The 19,799-nt window shown below is 55.0% G+C and carries 18 protein-coding genes; 1 reads left to right on the forward strand and 17 read right to left on the reverse strand.

What is annotated here, in order from left to right:
- Window positions 1-21: 21 nt before the first annotated feature.
- Window positions 22-555, reverse strand: coding sequence for a secA translation cis-regulator SecM (secM, locus tag AC2A1E_RS06625; RefSeq protein WP_484383097.1), 534 nt, complete (start codon window positions 553-555; stop codon window positions 22-24).
- A 26-nt stretch (window positions 556-581) separates the two neighbouring features.
- On the opposite strand from secM, the gene AC2A1E_RS06630 reads away from it, so the two are divergent.
- The gene (locus AC2A1E_RS06630; protein WP_484383098.1) at window positions 582-1,106 is read left to right on the forward strand and encodes a DUF721 domain-containing protein; all 525 of its coding nucleotides are present in this window, start codon (window positions 582-584) and stop codon (window positions 1,104-1,106) included.
- A 14-nt stretch (window positions 1,107-1,120) separates the two neighbouring features.
- Here AC2A1E_RS06630 and lpxC read toward each other — a convergent pair whose 3' ends face one another.
- The 16 genes from lpxC to mraZ form a co-directional block, all read right to left on the reverse strand.
- Window positions 1,121-2,038, reverse strand: coding sequence for a UDP-3-O-acyl-N-acetylglucosamine deacetylase (gene lpxC, locus AC2A1E_RS06635; protein ID WP_459401305.1), 918 nt, complete (start codon window positions 2,036-2,038; stop codon window positions 1,121-1,123).
- Window positions 2,039-2,142: 104 nt separating this feature from the next.
- Window positions 2,143-3,297, reverse strand: a complete 1,155-nt coding sequence (ftsZ, locus tag AC2A1E_RS06640) for a cell division protein FtsZ (RefSeq protein ID WP_459401304.1) — start codon at window positions 3,295-3,297, stop codon at window positions 2,143-2,145.
- A 75-nt stretch (window positions 3,298-3,372) separates the two neighbouring features.
- The gene (gene ftsA / locus AC2A1E_RS06645; RefSeq protein ID WP_459401303.1) at window positions 3,373-4,629 is read right to left on the reverse strand and encodes a cell division protein FtsA; all 1,257 of its coding nucleotides are present in this window, start codon (window positions 4,627-4,629) and stop codon (window positions 3,373-3,375) included.
- Window positions 4,626-5,489 carry a cell division protein FtsQ gene (gene ftsQ / locus AC2A1E_RS06650; RefSeq protein WP_484383099.1) on the reverse strand — a complete coding sequence of 288 codons (864 nt, stop codon included), beginning with the start codon at window positions 5,487-5,489 and terminating at the stop codon, window positions 4,626-4,628. Before ftsQ ends, ftsA begins: the two co-directional genes overlap by 4 nt.
- A gap of 1 nt (window position 5,490) precedes the next feature.
- Window positions 5,491-6,411: a D-alanine--D-alanine ligase gene (locus tag AC2A1E_RS06655; RefSeq protein WP_484383100.1), complete on the reverse strand. Its 921-nt coding sequence runs from the start codon at window positions 6,409-6,411 to the stop codon at window positions 5,491-5,493.
- The gene (gene murC, locus AC2A1E_RS06660; protein ID WP_484383101.1) at window positions 6,401-7,879 is read right to left on the reverse strand and encodes a UDP-N-acetylmuramate--L-alanine ligase; all 1,479 of its coding nucleotides are present in this window, start codon (window positions 7,877-7,879) and stop codon (window positions 6,401-6,403) included. The genes AC2A1E_RS06655 and murC overlap by 11 nt, the downstream gene beginning before the upstream one ends.
- 81 nt (window positions 7,880-7,960) lie before the next feature.
- Window positions 7,961-9,025, reverse strand: coding sequence for an undecaprenyldiphospho-muramoylpentapeptide beta-N-acetylglucosaminyltransferase (gene murG, locus AC2A1E_RS06665; RefSeq protein WP_484383102.1), 1,065 nt, complete (start codon window positions 9,023-9,025; stop codon window positions 7,961-7,963).
- A 3-nt stretch (window positions 9,026-9,028) separates the two neighbouring features.
- Window positions 9,029-10,231: a cell division protein FtsW gene (gene ftsW / locus AC2A1E_RS06670; protein WP_459401298.1), complete on the reverse strand. Its 1,203-nt coding sequence runs from the start codon at window positions 10,229-10,231 to the stop codon at window positions 9,029-9,031.
- A complete protein-coding gene (gene murD, locus AC2A1E_RS06675) occupies window positions 10,228-11,547 on the reverse strand; it encodes a UDP-N-acetylmuramoyl-L-alanine--D-glutamate ligase (protein ID WP_484383103.1) in 1,320 nt (439 codons plus the stop codon). The genes ftsW and murD overlap by 4 nt, the downstream gene beginning before the upstream one ends.
- A gap of 2 nt (window positions 11,548-11,549) precedes the next feature.
- Entirely contained in the window at window positions 11,550-12,632 is a 1,083-nt protein-coding gene (gene mraY, locus AC2A1E_RS06680; protein ID WP_459401296.1) for a phospho-N-acetylmuramoyl-pentapeptide-transferase, read from the reverse strand.
- Entirely contained in the window at window positions 12,626-13,987 is a 1,362-nt protein-coding gene (gene murF, locus AC2A1E_RS06685; RefSeq protein WP_484383104.1) for a UDP-N-acetylmuramoyl-tripeptide--D-alanyl-D-alanine ligase, read from the reverse strand. The genes mraY and murF overlap by 7 nt, the downstream gene beginning before the upstream one ends.
- Complete coding sequence (gene murE / locus AC2A1E_RS06690; RefSeq protein ID WP_484383105.1) at window positions 13,984-15,471, reverse strand: UDP-N-acetylmuramoyl-L-alanyl-D-glutamate--2,6-diaminopimelate ligase; 1,488 nt, start codon at window positions 15,469-15,471, stop codon at window positions 13,984-13,986. The genes murF and murE overlap by 4 nt, the downstream gene beginning before the upstream one ends.
- On the reverse strand, window positions 15,458-17,221 hold the full coding sequence (locus AC2A1E_RS06695) for a peptidoglycan glycosyltransferase FtsI (protein WP_459401293.1): 1,764 nt from the start codon (window positions 17,219-17,221) through the stop codon (window positions 15,458-15,460). Before AC2A1E_RS06695 ends, murE begins: the two co-directional genes overlap by 14 nt.
- Window positions 17,222-17,264: 43 nt before the next feature.
- Complete coding sequence (gene ftsL / locus AC2A1E_RS06700; RefSeq protein ID WP_484383106.1) at window positions 17,265-17,585, reverse strand: cell division protein FtsL; 321 nt, start codon at window positions 17,583-17,585, stop codon at window positions 17,265-17,267.
- Window positions 17,582-18,523 (reverse strand): 16S rRNA (cytosine(1402)-N(4))-methyltransferase RsmH, encoded by a 942-nt coding sequence (rsmH, locus tag AC2A1E_RS06705; RefSeq protein WP_473188588.1) that lies wholly within the window; start codon window positions 18,521-18,523, stop codon window positions 17,582-17,584. The genes ftsL and rsmH overlap by 4 nt, the downstream gene beginning before the upstream one ends.
- A 2-nt stretch (window positions 18,524-18,525) precedes the next feature.
- On the reverse strand, window positions 18,526-18,984 hold the full coding sequence (gene mraZ / locus AC2A1E_RS06710; RefSeq protein WP_459401290.1) for a division/cell wall cluster transcriptional repressor MraZ: 459 nt from the start codon (window positions 18,982-18,984) through the stop codon (window positions 18,526-18,528).
- Window positions 18,985-19,799 lie beyond the last annotated feature (815 nt).

Raw genomic sequence — 19,799 nt, forward strand, 5'->3', positions numbered from 1 at the left:
TTGTTGCCCGAAGGGCAAGAATCAGCTGAGGACGCTAGGCCCAGCGCGGATACCCTGCACCTGAGCGAGCCACAGCCCGGCCTGATGCTGCGCCAAAGAAGGGACAACGGGATGATTAGTATCACGAATGATGGTCGGTGGTTTCGGCTCATGCGTCAGCAACGCATTGAGCGTGGAGAGCAACGCCAATTGCGCCACCTGCAAAGGGGGTTCAACGGCATCGCTCTCCGTTTCCTGCACTCGCGCATAGACTGCCTGCGGGGCAAGAGCAAAAGAGAGGTGACGAATGACGGTACGAAGCGCATGCTGGTGCCAGTAATCAACGCCAAACGTTGGACGACGATGCACTTCCTGCAGTAACGCCAGGCTATTAAAAGCGTTACTGGCCGAATTCTGGCGGTTAAGGCTGGATGAGGTGCTCGGCAATGCGGTTTGATCGGACGTGCCGGACAGATTTTGGGGTACGCCAAGCGTGGCCGCGACCATCCCTAACAGGAGATGGGGCCAGAAATAACGTCTGCCAAATTGTCGCCAACGATTTAGAATACCGATCACAAGTTTATAATCCGCCGGAGCCCATTATGCGCGATAGCCGTCCACAATTATTAGATGTCCTGTTCGACGACGCATCTGCAGCAGAGAAAGGGCCGCTGCATAACGTTCAGCAACGCGCCGTGGCGCTACTGAAACTCAACCGTGCAGTGAGAGGCCTGTTGCCTGCTCAGTTGCACCCATGGTGCCGTGTCGCTAACTTCAGACAGGGTGTTTTAGTGCTGGAAACCGCTAATGCCAGTTGGATGATGCGCTTACGCTATGAACAACCCAGCCTGCTATCCGCACTACGAGCGCAAATTCTACCATCATTGTCGTCAATCGACATCAGGATTAATCCAGCCTTGATGGCAAAAGGCAACAACCAGGTGCAAAGTGCGGCCCAAACGACAGAAAATAAACAACCAAGCGCACCATTGCGTCACTTGAGCCAGGAAAGCGCGGATGAATTACGAGGATTAGCGGCACGTAGCCCAGAAAAATTGCGGAAAGTATTAGAACGACTGGCATCGTTGGCAGGAGAGAGAGCCAACGCTACCAGTCGTGATAAATAACAGCAGTATGAGTTTTACGCCAAAACCATGGAAGGAGCTTTGAATGCCAATGGCATTTCTTCTTCATCTTGGAATGTCACGTATTCCCAAGCTTCCTGCTTCGCCAGAACCGCCTGCAGCAGTTTATTGTTCAGCGCATGACCCGATTTGTACGCGGTAAACGCGCCAATGATGTTATGGCCGCACATGAACAGGTCACCGATGGCATCCAGCATTTTGTGGCGTACGAATTCATCTTCAAAGCGCAGGCCGTCTTCGTTGAGAACTCGGTAGTCGTCTACCACAATCGCGCAATCAAAACTGCCGCCCAAGGCCAAGCCACGGGATTGCAGGTACTCGATATCACGCATGAAGCCAAAAGTACGCGCACGGCTGATTTGACGCACGAACGAATCGGCCGAGAAATCAAGGCGATATCGTTGTGTACTGGCATCAATCGCCGGGTGGTTGAAGTCGATAGTGAAATCCAAGCGGAACCCATTATGTGGGGACAACTCGGCCCATTTATCGCCATCTTCAACGCGCACTGTCTCTTTCAAACGCAGGAATTTCTTCGCTGAGTTCAGCTCTTCGATGCCGGCATCCAGCAACAGGAAAACAAACGGGCTGGCACTACCGTCCATGATGGGGATTTCAGCAGCGTCAACTTCAATAATGATGTTGTCGATACCTAAACCCGCCAAGGCAGCATTGAGATGCTCAACGGTAGAAATACGCACGTCATGCTCATTAACCAAGCAAGTACAGAGCATGGTATCACGCACGGATTTTGCATCAGCCGGGAAGTCAACCGGTGGATTCAAGTCAGTGCGACGATAGATGACCCCGGTATTAGCCGGCGCTGGGCGCATTATCAGCGTGACTTTTTTGCCGGTATGCAAACCGACACCAGTCGCCTGAATAATACGTTTTAATGTCCTTTGTTTGATCATCGTTTTATCTCGCAATGTTTATCCATCCTACCAGCCAAGCATATAGCAAAGCTGGCGGGACAGTTTAGCACAAAGAGCGGAGATTCCAAACTTCCAGCTTATTCCTAGTCTGCCTGCTTGCGCAAGAAGGCCGGAATATCCAGATAATCAGGCTCTTTATTCGGTTGCGTGCTCTGATCGTTCACCACTTTAGCAGCAGGTTTAACGTCCTGCGGCAGCGGCGACATCCCATGCTGCTGATAACGATGATCCATCACTGGCTGGCTGGCCTGTTTGTTGGTTACCAGAGTGATTTCAGGACGTTTGTCCATACCGATACCGGTAGCCACCACGGTTACACGCAATTCATCGTTCATTTCTGGATCCAGCGAAGTCCCGATCACCACGGTCGCGTTGTCAGAAGCGAAAGCACGGATAGTGTTACCCACGGTTTCGAACTCATCCAAACGCAGATCGAAGCCAGCGGTGATGTTGACCAGAACGCCACGGGCGCCGGACAGGTCGATATCTTCCAGCAGTGGACTGGAGATCGCCATTTCCGCCGCTTCTTCCGCACGGTCTTCACCGCTCGCGACACCTGAGCCCATCATCGCGTAGCCCATTTCGGACATTACGGTGCGCACGTCGGCGAAGTCGACGTTCATCAGGCCAGGACGGGTGATCAGTTCGGCAATCCCCTGCACCGCGCCTTTCAGCACGTCGTTAGCCGCGCCAAACGCGTCCAGCAGAGAAATGCCACGGCCCAGAACTTTCAGCAACTTGTCGTTCGGGATAGTGATCAGCGAGTCCACGTGCTTGGACAACTCGGCGATACCCTGCTCAGCAAATGCCATGCGCTTCTTGCCTTCAAAATTGAAAGGCTTGGTCACCACAGCGACGGTCAGGATACCCAGTTCTTTGGCAACTTCAGCCACCACGGGCGCAGCACCGGTGCCAGTACCGCCACCCATGCCTGCTGCGATAAAGACCATGTCTGCACCTTCCAGGGCTACACGCAGGGCTTCACGGTCTTCTTCCGCCGAATTACGACCCACTTCCGGGTTCGCGCCTGCCCCCAATCCTTTAGTAATACCGCTACCAATTTGGATGGTTTGGCCCACTGCCGTTTTACGTAACGCTTGAGCGTCTGTGTTAACGGCAAAGAATTCAACACCTTCAATGCGCTCGCGCACCATGTGTTCAACGGCGTTGCCACCGCCACCGCCGACGCCGATGACTTTAATCACCGCGTCATTGGTTAGTTCCATTGGTTCAAACATAGTTTCTCTCCGTTTTGTGCCTGTCGCTGCGAGATCATAAAAAGATGAATTCAGCATGATCTCTTTGTTGAAACATTAAAACTCTTTTCTCAGCCAGCTATTGATACGTTTAAACCAATTGCCCACCGAGGCGCGTTTTTCTACTTCTGCCTCACCGCTCAGGTGAGATTCTTTTCCATAGTGCAACAGCCCTACCGCAGTGGAATAATAAGGCTCCTGTGCGTAATCCGTCAGACCCGTGATGTTCAAGGGTTGGCCGATGCGTACCTGGGTGTGGAATACCCGTTGCGCACAGGCTGCCAAGCCATCAATCTGAGCGGCACCGCCGGTCAGCACAATACCCGCTGCCAGATGGTGCTTCACCCCTTGGCTTCGCAGTTGCTCCTGCAATTGCAAAATTTCATCGTTAACCAGATTCAACAGTTCGGTGTAGCGTGGCTCAATCACTTCAGCCAATGTCTGTCTTTGCAGACTACGTGGTGGGCGCCCGCCAACGCTCGGCACCTCTACGCTCTCATCCTTGCTGACAATCGACCCAAGCGCACAGCCGTGTCGAACTTTAATCGCTTCCGCATCTGCCGGTGGTGTACCAAAGGCATAGGCGATATCGCTGGTGACCACGTTCCCGGCATAAGGGATGACTTTGGTATGGCGCAGAGCCCCGCCGGTATACACCGCGATATCCATGGTACCGCCGCCGATATCCACCACACAAACGCCGAGTTCACGCTCATCTTCGGTCAGCACCGCATAGCTGGCCGCCAGACCGGCGAAAATCAGCTGATCCACTTTCAGACCACAGCGTTCCACCGCTTTGACAATATTCTTCGCCATATCGTTATGGCAGGTGATCAGGTGCACCTTGGCCTGCATACGCACGCCGGATAACCCCACCGGGTTTTTGATGCCTTCCTGATAATCGATGGCATATTCCTGAGGAATCACATGCAGGATGCGGTGTTCATCGCGTACGCGTACCGACTTGGCGGTATGCACCACATTCTCTACATCTTCCTGAGTCACTTCCTCTTCTGAAATAGGAACCATCCCTATTTCGTTCTGACAGCTAATATGTTTACCCGATAATGCCAGATAAACCGAAGAAATCTGACAATCAGCCATCAGTTCGGCCTGATCGATAGCACGCTGGACGCATTTGACTACCGATTCCAGGTCGTTGACACCACCCTTATCCATCCCGCGAGAAGGGCAACTGCCCACCCCGATAATATTGACCATGCCATCGGGCAGAACTTCCCCTACCAATGCGGAAACTTTTGCAGTTCCGATCTCCAGTCCAACTACCAGTTTTCTGTCCGTCGACTTGATCATTGTTGTTTTGCCTGTGCCTGATTCTGTTGCTGATTACTGTTTGGCCGATCGCCTGCTGCCTGTACACCCGCCTGCGGGTCGATAAACGCCTGAGTCCAACCTACCGAAGCACCAGTGTCGTAACGTAAATCGACATAGCTGACACGCTTGTTTTCCGCCTGCGCCTGCTGCTGCAATACGGGATAAAGCCCGATAAAGCGTTGCAGACGCCCCATGCGATCGTCACGTCCCAGCTCCAGCCGAACATCGTTATCCAAAGCCAACTGCCATGAATGGCGGGCAGTCATTGCCGCCATCTTCAACGTATACTTACTGGCCGCTAACATGCTGTTCATCGCGCGGTAACCTTCCAGAACATCCTGCTCGCTGCCCTCAGGGCCATAGAGCAACGGCAATTTCTGTTTGCCTAAGCGTTCTGTCGGTACGCTGAACGACTTCCCTTCAGCATCAACCATGTGCAAATCATTCCAATGCGCCACCGGGACATACTCCACCAGATGGATCTTCAGCTCATCCGGCCACTGTTTACGCACGCTGGCCTGCTTGATCCACGGCAGGCGTTCAATCTGCTGCTGGATGATGTCCACATCCTGCGTCATAAAGGTGCCGGGTGCTCCCAGTGCCAGGATCGCCTGGCGAATATCGTCGTTGGTGGTGTAATGGCGTTCACCGGTCACCACCAGCTTCGAGAGCGGCAGGCGACTGGCATCTTTCATCCAGCCAATCACCGCCCAACCGCCCCACAAAATGGTTCCCAACACCATCAGCAGGAAAATCATGCCTGCCAGTTGTGTTCCATTGCTGCGGCGCGGGCCGTTATCCACCTCGCGATCGCGCGTATTCAGAGCCGCTTGCGACATCTCAGTCAGCCAGTGCCAGAATTGCCGCAACCAGCTGCGAGAACGTTAGCCCTGACTGACGCGCCGCCATCGGCACCAGACTGTGGCTGGTCATGCCTGGCGAGGTATTCACCTCCAGCAGATAAAAACCGCCATCGCTGTCCTGCATCACGTCAACACGTCCCCAACCGCTGCAATCAAGCCCACGATAGGCGCGCAGTGCCAGTGCAGCCATATCGGCTTCCTGCTGCGCGTTCAGGCCGCTCGGGCAGAAATATTGCGTGTCGTCGGCAATATATTTGGCCTGATAATCGTAAAACACCCCAGCCGGCTGAATGCGAATGGAAGGCAACACCTGATCACCGAGGATCGCCACGGTATATTCGGGGCCGCTCAACCATTTTTCCACCAACACGTCGTCGTCATGGCGGAAAGCCTCTGTCAACGCGCTTTCAAGAGCGCTGCTCTCGGTGACCTTACTCATCCCAACGCTGGAGCCTTCGCGGCTCGGCTTGACGATCAACGGTAAACCCAGCGCTGCCACGGCGGCCAGCAGGCTATCCCGTTCGCTACCAAAATACTGCTGGCGGCACAGCGCCACATAAGGGGCGATCGGTAAACCCATAGATTGCCACACCAGCTTGGTGCGCCACTTGTCCATGGTCAGGGCCGATGCCATTACACCGCTGCCGGTATAAGGCAATTGCAAAAACTCCAACAGGCCCTGCAAGGTACCATCTTCACCGCCACGCCCGTGCAGCGCGATAAAGACCTTGTTAAACCCTTGTTCTTTCAATTGGGTCACCGGGAAATCGCGGGTATCGATCGGGTGAGCATCAATACCGGCTTCTCTCAACCCGGCCAGCACTGCGGCACCGGATTGCAGTGACACTTCTCGTTCTGCGGAGGTTCCACCCAGCAACACGGCAACTTTATCCGCCATGGTAGCCCTCCTCTTTATTCTGTGGCTGCAACTTCAACTCAGCTAATTTGCGCGCAATTTTACCGACGTTGCCCGCACCTTGCACCAGAATCAGATCGTCCCCCTGCAACAATTGCGCCAGCGTTTCCGGCACGATTTCCGCATCGGCAATCAGGATCGGATCCAACTTGCCGCGATTGCGAATGGTGCGGCACAGCGAACGGCTGTCGGCACCTGGGATCGGCGCTTCACCCGCCGGATAAACATCCAGCATCAGCAGCACATCCACCTGCGATAACACATGGGCAAAATCGTCGTACAGATCGCGGGTACGCGTGAAACGGTGCGGCTGGAAAATCATCACCAGGCGCTTGCTCGGCCAACCTGCCCGCGCGGCCTTGATGGTGGCGTCCACTTCGGTCGGATGGTGACCATAATCGTCCACCAGCATCGCACTGCCCGGTTTCCCGTTAACCGCTGCCAACGGGAAGTCACCAAGGACATCAAAACGACGGCCCGTTCCCTGAAAACCAGCCAGCGCACGCAGAATGGCTTCATCGGCGATGCCTTCTTCCGTTGCTACCGCAACCGCCGCCGCCGCGTTCAGCGCATTATGACGGCCCGGTGCGTTCAGAGTCACCGTCAGCAACGGCTTGTCCTGGCGGCTCAGGGTAAAGTGCCCCTGATGGCCGATCTGGCGATAGCTCTCTACGCGCACATCGGCATCTTCACTGAAGCCGTAAGTGGTAATATGGCGGCCCACGCGCGGCAGCAATTCACGCACCACCGGATCATCAATACACATCACCGCACGGCCATAGAACGGCAAGTTGTGCAGGAAATTGATAAACGTCTGCTTCAGGTTTTCGAAATCGCCATGGTAGGTATCCATATGGTCGGCTTCGATATTGGTGACAATCGCCACCATCGGTTGCAGATGCAGGAACGACGCATCGCTCTCATCGGCCTCGGCAATCAGGTAACGGCTGGAGCCCAAGCGCGCATGAGTCCCCGCCGCCTTCACCAACCCGCCGTTAACAAAAGTCGGATCCAAACCGGCTTCTGCGTAAATACTCGATACCATCGCCGTGGTGGTGGTCTTGCCGTGCGTACCGGCGATCGCAATGCCATGGCGATAACGCATCAGTTCGGCCAGCATCTCTGCACGCTGGATCACTGGAATACGTGCCTCACGGGCGGCGACGATCTCCGGGTTATCTGCCGAAATCGCGGTGGAAACCACGACTACGCTCGCATCCAACACATTCTCTGGGCGGTGGTGGAAATAAATCGTTGCCCCAAGCTCGCTTAACTGTTGGGTGACCGGATTCGGTGCCAAATCGGAACCGCTGATCTGATAACCTTCGTTAGCCAACACTTCGGCGATACCCCCCATGCCGGCACCACCGATGCCAACAAAGTGGATGTGCCGGACGCGTCGCATCTCAGGCACGAAAGTACGTAGTTTCGCCAATTGTTGTGTATTCATCACTCTCTCTATCCGGGTTCAATTTGCGAACCCCACATTGCTTATTCTTCATAAGGCTCGGCGAGCCAAGCCCTGCATTATCTATTTAGCTACGCGAACGATCTCCGCCGCCACGCGTTCCGTTGCATCCGGGATCGCCACCGCACGGGCTTTCTCAGCCATCATCAGTAACGTTGGGCGATCCCAGCCCGCCAACAGTTCCGCGACTGCTCCAGCGTTAAACTGCGGCTGCTCAATAATTTTCGCTGCGCCTGCGGCTTCCAGCGGACGCGCATTCCAATACTGCTGGCGATCTTTATGCTGGAAAGGCACGAAGATGGCGGGCAAACCGGCCGCTGCAATCTCACTGACGGTCAAAGCACCGGAACGGCACACCACCACATCAGCCCAGGCATAAGCAGCCGCCATGTCATCGATAAATTCAGTCACTTTGTGCTGGGTCTGCCCTACCCTCTGGTAGTCATGCAGTACCGTTTCCAGAGCCCCTTTGCCTACCTGATGCCAGAGGGTAATCTTATCGCCCAGCAGCGCTGCGGCTTCAGGAACGGTCTGATTCAGCACGCGTGCGCCCTGGCTGCCGCCAATCACCAGCACGCGAACCGGCCCTTCACGCCCAGCCAAGCGTTCCGCTGGCAGCGGTAATGCCAACACATCGGTACGCACCGGGTTACCCACGACCTCCGCATTTGGGAACGCGCCAGGGAAAGCCTGTAACACCGTCTTGGCGATGCGCGATAGCCAGCGATTGGTCAAACCCGCAATACCGTTCTGCTCATGCAGCACCACCGGGATACCGCACAACCAGGCGGCCAGGCCACCAGGGCCGGAAACGTAACCGCCCATCCCCAGCACCACGTCGGGCTGATAGTTGCACATAATCGCCTTGGCCTGACGCACAGCACGCCAAATGCGTAGCGGCGCGGTCAACTGGGCCTTCAGCCCTTTGCCGCGCAAGCCGGAAATACGGATGAAATCGATTTCGATCCCGTGCTTTGGCACCAAATCGGCTTCCATACGGTCGGCGGTTCCAAGCCAGCGCACCTGCCAGCCCTGCGCCATCAGATGATGCGCAACCGCCAGCCCCGGGAACACATGCCCACCGGTACCGCCCGCCATCACCATTAAACGCTTAGCTTTACCGCTCATCCGTTACCTCTTCACAAACGCCTGCGCTTTGGTCAGGCGCGTTTCATAGTCAATACGCAGCAACAGCACAATCGCCGTCGACATAATGATCAAACTCGAACCACCGTAGCTGATCAGCGGCAGCGTCAGCCCTTTGGTCGGCAGCATTCCCGCAGCCGCACCCACGTTAACCAACGCCTGGAAACTGAACCAAACGCCGATCGAACACGCCAAGAAACCGGAAAATCGCTGATCGATCTCCAGGGCGCGGCGGCCAATCGACATCGCGCGAAAAGCGACGAAGAATACCATTAACAGGGCTAAAACCACACCGATATAGCCTAATTCCTCACCTAAAATCGCGAAGATAAAGTCGGTGTGCGCTTCCGGCAAATACTCCAGCTTCTGTACCGAATTGCCCAGCCCCTGCCCCCAGAACTCACCACGGCCAAAGGCCATCAGCGACTGGGTTAGCTGGTAGCCGCTGCCGAACGGATCGGCCCATGGGTTCCAGAACGAGGTCACACGGCGCATACGATAGGGCTCGGCAATCACCAGCAGCCCTACCGCAAACGCACCGGAGCCGATAATCGCCAGGAACTGCCACATCTTGGCACCGGCCAGAAACAACATCGCCAAGGTAGTGATAAACAGCACCACCACCGTACCTAAATCCGGCTGTGCCAGCAGCAACACTGCCAACACCACCATCACCCCCATCGGTTTACAGAAGCCCCAGAAGTTACTACGTACTTCTTCGACCTTACGCACCAAGTAACTCGACAGGTAACAGAACAGCGACAGTTTGGAGAGTTCGGCTGGCTGAATACGCAGCGGGCCAAGAGAGATCCAGCGCGATGCGCCGTTGACCGAACTGCCGACCACCAACACGATCAGCAGCATCACCATCGACACCAGCAGCATGACGTTGCTGTAGCGCTGCCACACTTCCATCGGGATACGCAGCGTAACCAGCGACAGGCCAAATGCCAGTACCAGATAAAGTGCATCACGTTTGGCAAACAGGAACGGATCTTCTGCCAGACGTTGGCCGATCGGCATTGAGGCCGACGTCACCATCACAAAACCGATCACCGCCAGGCCAAGGGTTAACCACAGCAGGGTGCGGTCATACAGCACCATACTGTTCGAATCGCTTTCACGCGACCCCATCACCCAGTCTTTCAGCTTGTTGGTCAGGCCAAACGTCGGCACCCGTAGTCTCATCCGCCGAGCTCCTGCGCCAGACGGGCAAACTCGTTGCCGCGCACTTCAAAATTACGGAACTGATCCAGGCTGGCGCAGGCGGGTGATAACAGCACCATATCGCCCGCTTTCACGCGGCCAGCGATCGTTTGCATCGCCTGTTCCATGGTGTCAGTCAAGGCCGCAATCTCTGGACGCAACTCTGCCAGTTGGGCACCATCGCGGCCAAAGCAGTACAAACGCACGTTGTCACCTTGCAGATAACGCGCCAGCGATGAGAAATCCGCAGATTTGCCATCACCGCCTAGCAGCAGGTGCAGCGTACCCTCAACCTGCAGGCCGTTCAGCGCCGCTTCGGTGCTGCCAACGTTGGTGGCTTTAGAATCGTTAATCCAGCGCACGCCATTGTGTTCCCACACCAGTTGGAAACGGTGCTCCAAGCCGGTAAAGGTGGTCAGCGCCTTCAGGCTGGAAGAGCGCGGCAGTTTGACCGCATCGGCCAACGCCAAGGCAGCCAGCGCATTGGTGTAGTTATGCTGACCAGTGAGCTTCATCTCGCGGGTGTTGAGAACTTTCTCACCGTTAACCCGCAGCCAGGTTTCGCCCTGCTGGCGGTTGAGGTGATAATCCCCCACGTCGGCACCAAAGCTGACACAGCGTACATCGGCACCACGCACCGGCATGGTTAGCGCATCATCTGCGTTCACTACGCACCAGTTGGCATTTTCATAAATGCGCAGTTTGGCGGCACGGTACTGCTGCAAACCAAACGGGTAGCGATCCATATGATCTTCGGTCACGTTGAGGATCGTCGCCGCGGCAGCACGCAGGCTGTTAGTGGTTTCCAGTTGGAAACTCGACAGCTCCAGCACATAAAGCTGGCATTCCTGACGCAACAAACTGAGCGCAGGCAGGCCGATATTACCGCCGACCCCCACCGCCCAACCGGCAGCTTTAGCCATTTCACCCACCAGCGTGGTCACCGTGCTTTTACCGTTAGAACCGGTGATCGCCACAATCGGTGCCTGTGCCTCGCGGCAAAACAGCTCCACATCGCCGACGATTTCCACACCGGCATCAGCAGCGGTGCTCAAGGCCGGCGTCGCTAAGGCGATACCTGGGCTGGCGACGATCAAATCTGCATCCAGCAACCAATCCTGATTCAGATCGCCCAAATGCCGCTCCACGCTCTCAGGCAACTTATCCAGCCCCGGCGGAGAAATACGGGTATCCATAACGCGCGGCGTCACACCACGCATCATAAAGAAATCAACACAGGACAAACCGGTAAGGCCTAACCCGATGATGACCACTTTTTTACCCTGATAATCCACCATAATTAGCGCACCTTCAGCGTCGCCAGGCCAATCAGCACCAGCATCAGCGAAATAATCCAGAAGCGCACGATCACGCGCGGTTCTGGCCAACCTTTCAATTCATAGTGGTGATGAATCGGTGCCATGCGGAAAATACGTTGCCCGCGCAGCTTGAACGACCCCACCTGTAAGATCACCGACAGCGTTTCAACCACGAATACGCCGCCCATAATCACCAGCAAAAACTCCTGACGCAGCAGCACGGCGATAGTCCCCAATGCTCCCCCTAACGCCAGTGAACCGACATCACCCATAAACACCTGAGCCGGGTAGGTGTTGAACCACAGGAAGCCTAAACCGGCACCCACAATGGCGGTACACACAATCACCAGTTCACCGGCATGGCGCAGATACGGGATGTGCAGGTAGCTGGCGAAATTCACGTTACCGGTCGCCCAGGCTACCAGCGCAAAACCAGCGGCGACCAGCACGGTTGGCATAATCGCCAAACCATCCAATCCATCGGTCAGGTTAACGGCGTTACTGGTACCGACAATCACAAAGTAAGCCAGCAGCACGTACAACAGGCCGAGTTGCGGCATGACGTCTTTAAAAAATGGCACCACCAGCTCGGTGGCTGGCGTGTCTTTTCCTATGGCATACATGGTAAAAGCGGCAATCAGCGCAATCACCGATTGCCAGAAGTACTTCCAGCGGGCAATCAACCCTCGGGTATCTTTGCGCACCACTTTGCGATAGTCATCGACAAACCCGACGATCCCGTAGCCCACCAGCACGAACAGTACGCACCAGACATAAGGGTTAGAGGGATAAGCCCACATCAGCACCGAAATGGTGATGGAGGTCAGGATCATGATGCCGCCCATGGTTGGCGTGCCGCGTTTACTGAAGTGCGATTCCGGCCCGTCGTTACGCACTACCTGGCCGAAGGACATTTCCTGCAGGCGTTTGATCACCCGCGGCCCCATCCACAGAGAAATAAACAGCGCGGTCAGCAGGCTGACAATGGCCCGGAACGTCAGATAGGAAAAGACGTTAAAGCCTGAGTAATATTTGACCAAATGTTCGGCCAGCCAAACTAACATGGTGCTTTCTCCTGTAACGCGCGTACTACCTGCTCCATTGCGGCACTACGTGACCCTTTGATTAACACGGTAATTACCGCATGTGCTGACAGTAATTCCGCCACGCGTGCGGTCACTGCTGTTTTATCCTGATAATGCTCGCCGTTACCGGCTGCCGAACTCAGCACTTGGCTCAGTTGGCCTACGCTGATCACTTTATCCACCCCTGCCAGACGGGCGGTTTCTCCCACCTGACGGTGACACTCTTCGGCTTCTGCACCCAGTTCGGCCATATCACCAACCACCATCACCCGGTAACCCGGCATTTCTGCCAGCGTCTGTGCAGCCGCAATCATGGAACCGACGTTGGCGTTATAGCTGTCATCCAGCAACAGTTTGCCTTCCGCCAGCACGACCGGGAATAAACGCCCCGGCACCGCTTGCAGTCGTTGCAATCCCGCACGCACCGCTTCCAAGGTTGCGCCGACTGACATTGCCAATGCCGCTGCCGCCAGGGCATTGGCCACGTTATGGCGGCCCGGCAGTGGCAGCTCGATAGCCACCGTTCCAAATGGGGTGTGCAGAGTAAACTGCGTACCCTTGCCATTCACCTGTACGTCACTGGCAAAAAAGTCTACGGACTCTGCCGCCTGCGGCGAGAAGCGCCACACTTTCTTGCCCTGTAATTGGGCCTGCCAATGCGGCCAGTCGTTATTGTCGGCGTTGATGATCGCCACACCATCGGCAGGCAGACCAGCAAAGATTTCACCTTTTGCCTGAGCAACCCCAGCCAAAGAACCGAACCCTTCCAAATGTGCTGCCGCCAGGTTGTTCACCAACGCGCTCTGCGGTTGGGTTAAAGCGGTGGTATAAGCGATCTCACCAATATGATTCGCGCCCAGCTCAATAACGGCAAAATCATGCTGCGGCTGTAAACGCAGTAACGTCAGCGGCACGCCGATGTCGTTATTGAAATTCCCGGCGGTATACAGCACCTCGCCACATTCACGCAAAATGGCAGCGGCCATTTCTTTCACCGAGGTCTTGCCCGATGAGCCGGTCAGCGCCACCACTTTGGCCGAAACTTGCTGACGCACCCAAGCGGCAAGCTGCCCCAACGCAATGCGGGTGTCTTTCACTACCAGTTGCGGCACATCCCCCAATAAGCGCTTACTTACCAGCAACGCGCCTGCACCTGCGGCGACAGCATCAACGGCAAAGTCATGAGCGTCGAAACGCTCACCTTTCAGCGCCACAAACAGGCAACCTGTCGTGACCTGACGGGTATCGGTCGTCACTTCGGTGATTTGGCAATCAGCACCGATCAGTTCGGCACTCAATACCTTCGCCAGTGTCTTAAGGGATACCGGGATCATGCCAACACCCCCAGCAGACGCGCGACGGTGGTGCGATCGGAGTAGTCCAAGCGACGGTTCCCCACCACCTGGTAATCCTCATGGCCTTTACCTGCCACCAAGACGACATCCTGTCCTTTTGCCTGCATGATGGCGCTGGTGACGGCTTCTGCACGCCCGTGGATCACCTGCACATGCCCGGCATCCAGCAATCCGGCGAGAATATCTTTGATGATGGCCTGCGGTTCTTCGGTGCGCGGGTTGTCGTCGGTGACCACCACGCGGTCGGCGAACTGCTCGGCAATGCCGCCCATAAGTGGGCGCTTACCTTTGTCGCGATCGCCGCCGCAGCCAAACACGCACCACAGTTGCCCCTGGCAATGCAAGCGTGCGGCTTCCAAGGCTTTTTCCAAGGCATCCGGGGTGTGGGCATAATCCACCACTACCGTCGGTTTGCCCGGCGCATTAAACACTTCCATGCGGCCACAGACCGGCTGCAATTGATTGGCAGTTTTCACCAAGTCATCAAACGGATAACCGAGCGACAGCAATGTTGCCAGCGCCAACAGCAGGTTACTGACGTTGAACGCCCCCATCAGGCGGCTTTCAATCTCGCCATTGCCCCAGCTTGAGCTGAAATGGATGGTGGCACCGTTATCGTGATAATTCACCGCGGTGGCTTTCAACCAGCGGCCACGGCAGCCAAGCTGCACGTTATCGTGCATGGTCACGGCCACGGCATCCGGCAGTTTAGCCAGCCAGCGCTGCCCGACTTCATCGTCGGCATTAATGATCGCCTGCCCAACCTCATGATCCGCAAACAGCGACCATTTAGCCGCTTCGTAGCTGGCCATGTCGCCATGATAATCAAGATGATCGCGGCTCAGGTTGGTGAATACGGCCGCTGCGAAGGGTAAAGCGGCTACGCGGTGTTGCACCAGACCATGAGAAGAGACTTCCATTGCGGCAAAGGTAGCGCCCTGTTCGGCCAGATCGTTCAGGATATGCTGGACATCCACCGCAGAACCGGTGGTATTTTCCGTTGGGCAAACCTGCCCCAGCAACCCATTACCGACCGTTCCCATCACCGCAGCGGTTTCGCCCAGCAGTTGGCTCCACTGCGCCAACAGTTGCGTGGTGGTGGTTTTGCCGTTGGTACCAGTCACGCCGATCAAACGCAGGCGATCTGCGGGCTGCTGGTAAAAACGCCCGGCCAGTGCGGAAAGGCGCTGATTAAGTTGGCTCAGGTAAATCACTGGCACACCGTGCATTTCACAGATCTTGCCGTCTTCAGCCTGGCTTTCAGCCTCGGCGATAACGGCGGCAACCCCTTGCGCGATGGCTTGCGGAATATAGCGTCGGCCATCCGTTTGATGGCCGACAACGGCGACAAACAGATCCCCGGCAGCCGCAATACGGCTGTCTAATATCATTTCCCTAAGCTGGCGCTCGGGTGCCGTTGGCACCCAAGGAGCGAGTAAATCGCGTAAATTACGATCTGCCACCTGTACCCTCTTTACTGTTGATCACTAATTCGCTTTTGTCGTTGGTGGGCAAAGCATCCGGCTCAATGTTCATGATCCGCAACACGCCCCCCATGATTGCACCAAACACTGGCGCAGAAATCGCACCGCCGTAATACTTGCCACCCTGTGGATCGTTGATCACTACCACCAAGGCAAAACGGGGTTGACTGGCGGGCGCCACGCCCGCGGTATAAGCGATATATCGGTTGACGTATTTACCGTCCGGGCCGACTTTTTTAGCGGTACCGGTTTTAATGGCGATACGGTAACCCTTGATGGCGGCTTTCACGCCGCCGCCGCCCGGCAAGGCCACGCTTTCCATCATATGCACCACGGTACGCACCGTAGCTTCAGGGAAGACGCGCTCACCGGCGACCGGCGGGTCAACTTTAGTGATCGACAATGGGCGATATACGCCCAAACTGCCGATCGTGGCATAGACTCGCGCTAACTGTAACGGCGTTACCATCAGCCCGTAGCCGAAAGAGAAGGTGGCCCTCTCTATGTCAGACCACCGTTGTTTTTTTGGGTATAAGCCACTACTTTCTCCGACCAGCCCCAAGTTGGTCGCCTTTCCCAGTCCAAAGTGTGAGTAAGTATCTACTAACGCTGAGGACGGCATCGCTAACGCCAGTTTAGAAACACCGACGTTACTCGACTTCTGCAAGATCCCGGTCATGGACAGTTCCGAATAACGCGCCACATCTTTGATTTCATGGCCGTTAATGCGGTAAGGAATGGTATTGAGCACGCTGTTTTCTTTCACTACGCCGCGCTGCAATGCCGTCATTACCACCATCGGTTTCACTGTGGAACCCGGTTCAAAAATATCGGTAATTGCACGGTTACGCATGGTGTCTTTCGGCGTACCGGCCATATTATTCGGGTTGTACGATGGGCTGTTGGCCATTGCCAACACTTCGCCGGTATTCACATCCACCAACACGGCGGTGCCAGATTCCGCCTTGTTAAAGGCCACGGCATTATTCAATTCGCGATACACCAGCGCCTGCAAGCGTTCGTCAATGCTCAGCATCAGGTTGTGCGCCGCCAGGCTATCCACTGAGGAGACATCCTCAATCACCCGGCCATAACGATCTTTACGTACGGTTCGCTCGCCCGGTTGCCCGGTCAGCCAACGGTCAAAGCTCTTTTCAACCCCTTCGATCCCTTCGCCATCAATGTTGGTGACGCCGATAATGTGCGAGGTCACCTGCCCAGAAGGGTAGTAACGGCGTGATTCCTGGCGCAGGTAGATCCCCGGCAGTTTCAGTTTGTGGATATAGTCACCAATTGCCGGGTTAACCTGACGCGCCAGATAAACAAAGCGCCCTTTCGGGTTGGCGTTAATGCGGTTAGATAGCTGATCCAGTGGGATCTGCAACGCATCGGAAAGCGCTTTCCAGCGCGAATCCAGCGTAATTCCGCCGCGCTCAATCAGCTCTTTCGGATCGGCCCAGACGGCGTTCACCGGCACGCTTACGGCCAATGGGCGGCCAGAGCGATCGCTAATCATGCCGCGTGCGGTAGGCACTTCCTGCACGCGCAGCGAGCGCATATCGCCCTCTTTCACCAGCCGATCCGGGTTGATCACCTGTAGGTAAGCCACACGCACCAACAGCCCTGTCAACGCCAGCAAAATACAGCCGCACAGCAACGCAAAACGCCAGCTAACAAAGCTGGCTTGATCTTCCTGGCGTTTCAACTTACCGGGGCGTGCTGCTTTCATTGGTTCTCTTTCTGCTCCGTGTCGTGAATTCGGTTAAGCCCTTTTATGGTTTAACGATGATATTTTCCTGCGATGGATCAACGTGCTGCATCTGCAGTTTCTCAGTAGCAATACGTTCCACACGGCTGTGATCGCCAAGAGCATTCTCTTCCAGAATCAGGTTGCGCCACTCGATATCCAACGCATCACGCTCCAGCACCAACTGTTCGCGCTCGGCGGTCAGCAAACGGGTGCGGTGCGCCGTGGTGACCACAAAAATGGCGGAAACCAGTACGGCAACCAGTAGAATCAGCGGGATCTTGGCGTTACGCAGCAAATCACCGCTAATGACCCCGACCAATCCGTGGCGTTCATTGCCAATCACGCGGGCATCCTCTCGGCAATACGCAGTACCGAACTGCGCGCACGCGGGTTTTCTGCCACTTCCGCATCAGATGGCATCATTTTGCCCAATGCTTTCAGCGTGCGCCCGCCCATCTCGCGCAGTTGCGCTTCGGTCAACGGAATACCGGCCGGAACCTGAGCCCCACGGCTGTGGTGGCGCATAAAGCGTTTGACGATGCGATCTTCCAACGAATGGAAGCTGATGATCGACAAGCGGCCCTGCGGAGCCAACACTTCCAGCGCACCATCCAGCGCACGCTCGATCTCTTCCAGTTCGCTGTTGATATAAATACGGATCGCCTGAAAACTGCGCGTCGCCGGATGTTTGTGCTTTTCACGGAACGGGCTGGCGTTAGCGATCAGATCCGCCAGTTCTTTGGTGCGCGTCATCGGTTCAGTACGGTTTCTTTCCACGATGGCACGCGCAATACGCTTGGCAAAACGCTCTTCGCCGAAGGTTTTCAGCACCCAGGCAATGTCATCAGCTTCGGCTTTCATCAGCCATTCGGCGGCGGACTGGCCGCTTGAGGGATCCATGCGCATATCCAGCGGGCCATCGCGCATAAAGGAAAAACCACGCTCAGCGTCATCCAACTGCGGGGAAGAAACCCCCAGATCGAGCAACACGCCGTCAATTTTGCCAACCAGATCGCGTTCCCGCACATAGTGCGACAAATCAGAAAACTGGCCGTGTACGATAGTAAAACGAGAGTCTTCAATAGATTGGGCAGCGGCAATGGCCTGCGGATCGCGGTCAATAGCCAACAAACGCCCTTCCGGCCCCAGTTGGGACAGAATCAGACGAGAATGGCCACCGCGACCAAAAGTTCCGTCAATGTATGTACCGTTACTACGAATATTGAGGCCATTCACGGCCTCATCCAACAGTACGGTGGTGTGTTTATAGTTTTCCAACATGCTTATAGTGACAAGTCCTGTAGCCGCTCAGACAAGGGTTCCTGAGTGGATTGTTCTGCGTCAATATCGTCCTTGACTTGTTGATACCAGGTCTGTTCATCCCACAGTTCAAACTTGTTGAACTGCCCGACCAGCATCACTTCTTTCGTCAGCCCGGCGTGTTGGCGCAGCGTACTGGCTAACAGCAACCGACCGGCACCATCCATCTGACACTCGCTGGCATGCCCTAAAAGTAAGCGCTGAACGCGGCGCTCGGCGGGATTCATGCTCGAAAGACGGGACAATTTCTGTTCGATAATTTCCCATTGGGGTAATGGGTAAAGCAGCAGGCAGGGCTGATGGAGGTCAATGGTACAAACCATTTGGCCTTGCGACTCCTCATTCAGTAAATCCCGATAACGGGTAGGTACGGCAAGCCGCCCTTTACTGTCGAGGTTAACCATCGTTGCTCCACGGAACATACCTGAGCTACCCCCTCGTGACCTTTTTCACCACTTTCCCCCACAAATTACCACACATTAGAGTTTACGGAGGGTATGAAAACCTTGTCAAGCCAGAGCGGCAGCGCTTTGGCAATATTTCAGTGTTCATTCTGGGGGCTGACTCACGAAAGGAACTCTATTTATTAAACGAATAAAAATTAACACCATGATAAACGGGAAGAATTTTCTAAACGGCAATAAGGTGATTAAAAAACTCACAAATTGGTGATTAATTAACTCATTACTTCCTTCTGCAATCCAGGTCTCACTTTCAAACCGGACAATCACCGGTTGCCACTCTGCGGCAAGCCGCGTCCGCCAAGGCCTGGCTTCACGTTGCTGGCCTACAGTTATGTGTTATAAGCCATTGACTTAATAACACTCGATAAATATTTCGCCGTAAGCCGGGCGCTATTTTACGTCAATTATCCCATCAATGAAGGACACACAGAAAAAATATATTGAGCGGATATTGCAAGGCTTACCAATTCCACTTTCAGTTAATTGAGTGGGATTATTCCCAAAATACTCACTTACAATTCAGGTTGCACTTTTTTACATTTCTATTTGTTGCTGTGTAAATCGCCTTTTAGCATCCAAACCAAGAAAAAAATCGCAACATACTGTTTCTAATAACTTTGTTGATATCTCCCATTTTTAATCCCTCCAAACTGTATTTTGGCGCATTCCGTCAGGACAAAAACCACTCAATTGTTAAAAATAAAAATATTGAGCTAGTTAAAATAACCAATGTAGTTTAGTAAACTGGTTTTGTTTTAAATTAAGGATTATTA

Source organism: Serratia sp. HNCC26DJ206, from assembly GCF_057180605.1.